This window comes from Candidatus Magnetobacterium casense (genome assembly GCF_019173545.1).
Lineage (GTDB): Bacteria > Nitrospirota > Thermodesulfovibrionia > Thermodesulfovibrionales > Magnetobacteriaceae > Magnetobacterium > Magnetobacterium cryptolimnobacter.
The window spans coordinates 1-4,633 of record NZ_JABXWD010000289.1; the positions used below are offsets into that span (position 1 = coordinate 1).

The 4,633-nt window shown below is 49.4% G+C and carries 4 protein-coding genes; all 4 read right to left on the bottom strand.

The features are described 5' to 3' along the window. Positions 1–112: 112 nt before the first annotated feature. Positions 113–1,984 carry a methyl-accepting chemotaxis protein gene (locus HWQ67_RS13465; protein WP_218253207.1) on the bottom strand — a complete coding sequence of 624 codons (1,872 nt, stop codon included), beginning with the start codon at positions 1,982–1,984 and terminating at the stop codon, positions 113–115. A gap of 15 nt (positions 1,985–1,999) precedes the next feature. After that, positions 2,000–2,296 (bottom strand): hypothetical protein, encoded by a 297-nt coding sequence (locus tag HWQ67_RS13470; RefSeq protein ID WP_218253208.1) that lies wholly within the window; start codon positions 2,294–2,296, stop codon positions 2,000–2,002. Positions 2,297–2,374: 78 nt separating this feature from the next. After that, positions 2,375–2,671, bottom strand: coding sequence for a two-CW domain-containing protein (locus HWQ67_RS13475; protein ID WP_040334135.1), 297 nt, complete (start codon positions 2,669–2,671; stop codon positions 2,375–2,377). A gap of 341 nt (positions 2,672–3,012) precedes the next feature. After that, positions 3,013–4,633, bottom strand: a 1,621-nt coding sequence (locus HWQ67_RS13480; protein WP_218253209.1) for a methyl-accepting chemotaxis protein, incomplete at its 5' end; no start/stop codon positions are given.

A 4,633-nucleotide genomic window follows, 5' to 3' on the forward strand; every position in this document is an offset into this window, starting at 1 on the left:
AATGACATGGACGGGCCAAAGACGCCATTTGCTGTCATTCCCGCGAAAGCGGGAATCCATTTTTCAAGCCGCATAAAATGCCTGTTTAGGAAAAAGTGCGAAAGTATAGTTCTCAGAACAGCTCAACGTTGTCCCCCATTGAGTCTTCGTCGTCTTTCTTGCCCGATCCATCATCGCCCCACATGTCGGGTCCTGCGTCGGAGGGATGTGAGGCCTCCTCGCCGGCCAGGGCCATTTCGTGCATGATGCGCTCTGACTGCATGGTGTAGCGTTTTAGCATGTCAGTCAGGTCGGGGGCATACTCTATGTCGTTTTCATCATGCTCGGGGATCGTTGCGGTTATATCGGCAATTAATTGCTCTATGGCGCCAATGACGTTTGACAGGCGCTCTTTTGTGATCTTTTCAAAAGTGATACCTGCTACGACCTTTTCTATCTCCGTTTTGAGTTTTTTTGTACCCTTTGATATTTCGTTCATTGATCTGATGAGCTGCTTGTCACTTGCAAGCAGTTCGCTAATGGCCACTCTGGTCTGTTTGGTCAGTTGTACGGAGGACTCCACCTGTTGGGTCAGATGAGTGCTCAGGGTGCCCTTGAAGTCCGACGTCATTGCCAGTATGGCGTTTATGATGGCGGTGCCATCGGCGATCTTGCCCTTGGCGTTGGTGGAGAGTTTGCTGATCTCCTCAGCCAACACGTTGAGGCCCTTGGCGCTTGTCCCGATGCGTGACACCTTGATTATGGCATTGAGGGCCAGGAGGTTTATGCTTTCACTGATGGTCTCTATGCTTGCCACCTGGGAGGTCAATCCCTCCAGTTTTGAGGCCGTAAGATTGACGTAGTTCATCACATCCTGCGTCATGTTGTTGGCAACGGAGAGGATGTTGACCAGGGAGTCAAGCACCGTGCCGACAGTCAGGAGTTTATTCTTACCGCTCTGCTCCTCCTCCAGGAGTAAATTGGCATCCTCTGCCTGGGCCTCAACCAGCTCCGATATCCGCAGCAACGGCCTTGATATTCCGTCAAAGGCCTGTTGTGTTTGCTGCATCACCAGATTGAGTTGTGCCACCTGAATCTTTAGTGCATCCACGGCCCATCTGTGCAAGATAATGATATCCTTTTCGTCATCAGAGGAGTGGTTGTCTACCTTTTTTAATATATCATCAAAGGCCTCACAGACGTGTTCAATCTGCTGGCGTGTCATGTCATGAAACTGCAGGGAGGAGACAATATGCCCTATCTGTGGGTTTATTTCAGATGCCCGAGTGCCGATGCGCTCACACAACCACTTGGCCTGCTTGTCCATGTAGCTGAGGTCGGAGACGATATGTTCAATCCGAGCCCTTGCACTGCCGAGGTTTGCATCAAAGGCATCTATGAACGGCTCCATGTTTGCGCAGATAGTCTGCACGTAGGTATTGGATTCCTTTACGGAGGCGTTTATTTCCTGCGTACCCTGGGCGATCTTACTGGCGAGTCTGTCAACCTCTTCCGTCATGACGTTAAAGTCTGCCTCTGCTATGCGTGCGGTTTCTATGCGTATCAGGGTGCCTATTACCGTGATGGAGTGGGCGAGTTTTTTTAGAAACTGTGTCAGTGCAGGTATCTTTTGCAGGTCGTCGTTGAGCGTTGTCAGACTGTCTCTCGTGTTGATAGTGATTGTGCCGCTGGTTTCGATCTCACGATAGACCTCCATAAAGATGTCCATCAAGGCCACGGCGCTAAAGCCACTGCCACTCTCTATGGACTGTACCATCGTGGCGGCTTGTTGACTGTTGCTGTCACAGGAGATTGAAAAGTTTTGGAGTTTTACCCCCAGGTCAAGGAACTCGTTTTCGGTATCCTTTGAGATGGTGGTCAGCTTCTTGATCATGTGGTGCAACTTTACATCTATTGTTTTGATGGCGGCGGGCGCTCCGGATGTTTTTTGAAGCGACGCTGCGTTGTTTGGAGCTACGGGGATGAGGTCTCTGCTGCTTTGCATGGCTAAACTATTAATTCAACGTCCAACAAAAAATCTGAACAATGCGGTCATGGCTACCAACTGTCCTACCCAGAACAGAAATGTCCATTTGAGAATATCGGCTTTAAATTCAGCCAATTTTGCCTCTATCTCTGTCTTGATCATTTGCATCTCTGTTTTCAACTCTGTTCTCAACACTTGCAAATCGGCCTTTGTCGCTGCTTCATTCTTGGCTTTTTCCGTTACTTCATCAAATGTATCAATTAAAACCCTTGTAGCTTCCTCACCTATCTTGTCTTTGAGCAAATTGTACAATTCAATCGTTTTAGACATTTTAAACCTCCCTTTCCCGATTTTCATTGCACCGACATTACTGCCGTACACATAGCCTGTTAAACAACCTCTCACGTATCAGAATTCACCTTTTTTTATCTTTTGATAGAACTCGCATTCCTTGCAGCTTTTGAGCGCCTTGGCACGCGGACAGTCGGGTTCCGTTCCGCTCAACGTACCGGCTACCAGCCAGCAGCGTCTACCGGCAGACTTCGTAAAGGCAGAGCAACTCCCCGTCTTTGCCTGCTCGCACTTGAAGTACTCCCAGCACCTGATACGTTCAACCCGTGTCTGCTCAAACTCCTCACATATCTTGTTGAATGCCTCAAAGGCCGCTTTGGCCGGATGCTGTGCATCTTTCTTATATTTATCCATCTCTTCCTCTTGCCGTTTATAGCCAGTTATCTACGCCTGTATCTTCCTGCAATTTGTTCCACATACTATATTGATTCAATCAGAGGTGTTTTGTCAACTTAGCACGAAAAAAAGGTATCCTCTTAAAAAAGAATGGTAAAAGGTTTAGCAGGAAGGGGTCAAGGGGTCAGCGACCCCCGGCATAAAGGGGGGACTGGTCCCCTTGCGGGGGGTTCTAAAGGGGCCAGGAGCGCGTTGAGCCGGGGGGCGCTGCCCCCTCCTGGAGCGAAAAAGAAGCGGAAGCCGCCCCTTTTTTTTTCTTTGACGAAGCACCCACTACTTTCTTATGCACCCGGAGTGTACTAAAACTTTTCAAACTCTGAGTCTGCATCAGATGATTCTCCGGACGATGGTATATCAGTACTCCTGGCAGCCTTTTTGGGTGCAGCAGTCTTTTTGGGAGGCGCTATATGGGCTAATTGTCTGGGCTTCACTGCCGGCTTTGTAACTGGCTGTTGTGTATCTCTCCTGGTACCATGACCTTGGTCCAGCTTGAAGAACGATATGGAGGATTGCAGTTGTTCGGCCTGAGCGGAGAGCTCCTCTGCCGTGGATGCCATCTCCTCCGATGCGGAGGCGTTTTGCTGTATGACCTGGTCCAGTTGCTGGATGGCCTTGTTTATCTGGTCTGTCCCTGAGTTTTGTTCATTGCTTGCCGCACTGATCTCCTGAACCAGCTCTGCCGTCCGTTGTATATCGGGCACGAGTTTGCTCAACATTACGCCTGCCTGTTCGGCCTTGTCAACGGTGGTTTCAGAGAGGTGGCCTATTTCACCGGCCGCCTTTTGACTGCGCTCGGCCAACTTTCTCACTTCGGCTGCTACCACGGCAAAGCCCTTGCCATGTTCACCCGCCCGTGCAGCCTCAATGGCCGCATTTAAGGCCAGGAGGTTGGTCTGTCGTGCGATCTCTTCGATGACCGTGATCTTACTGGCGATCTCCTTCATGGCATGGACGGCGTCTGACACAACCGTGCCACTTTCTCTGGCGTCCTGTGAGGATTTGGCGGCTATCTTTTCTGTCTCATGGGAGTTGTCTGCGTTTTGCTTGATGTTTGCCGCCATCTGCTCCATTGACGACGATACCTCCTCCACAGAAGCCGCCTGCTCCGTAGAACCCTCCGATAGCTCCTGCGCCGTGGAACTGAGCTGATTGCTCCCGGATGAGACCTGCCTCGATGCCGTGATTACCTCGGAGATGACGTCCCTCAACCTCTTGGTCATCGTGCTTATGGCACTGACAAGTTGTCCGATCTCATCCTTCCTGTCCATGTCTATCTGCCTGGTGAGATCGCCATTTGAGATGGCTTCGGCTACAGCAACGGCCTCCTTTAAGGGGTTGCTTATTGAGCCGGATATGAATATCCCCATGAGTAGGGCGATGATAAATCCTACCGCCGTTACGGTAATTATCAGGTTTGTTGTCTTATTGGCAAGGACAGTGTTTGCATCGGATGTTTCTTTGGCCTGTTGCAGTTTTCTTTCCTTGAGGGCGTCTATTGCCTCCTGTTCTGCCATGGCCGCCTTTTTACCCTCATTGTGCATTATGTCTAAAGCCTCTGCCTCTTTTCCTGCCTTGTCAAGCTCTACGACTTTATCTATTACTGTGCCGTATGCCTTTCTGGTGTCCAAAAAGTGGTCATACATCTTTCTCCCTTCATCCGTAACAATCGTCTTTTCAAACTCCAGAGATATTTTAGCTATACGATCTCTCAACTCACTTATTTTCTTAAGGGCTTCATCTCTGTCTGCATCGTTTTTTGACTCAACAAAATCTCGCAGGTTTATTCTTACTCTCTGAAAGCTCTCTGTTATTTCACCAAGCTGACCTAATGGTACAGTCATCTTTTCGTACAGAAACGTATCCGCATCATCGATCTTGTGCAGATTGACAATGCTGAATGTCCCCACGATTACCGTGATA

What these genes read in the sequence shown, in the direction of transcription:
- HWQ67_RS13465 (WP_218253207.1), bottom strand. Translation starts at nt 1,984, where the DNA reads ATGCAAAGCAGCAGAGACCTCATCCCCGTAGCTCCAAACAACGCAGCG.
- HWQ67_RS13470 (WP_218253208.1), bottom strand. Translation starts at nt 2,296, where the DNA reads ATGTCTAAAACGATTGAATTGTACAATTTGCTCAAAGACAAGATAGGT.
- HWQ67_RS13475 (WP_040334135.1), bottom strand. Translation starts at nt 2,671, where the DNA reads ATGGATAAATATAAGAAAGATGCACAGCATCCGGCCAAAGCGGCCTTT.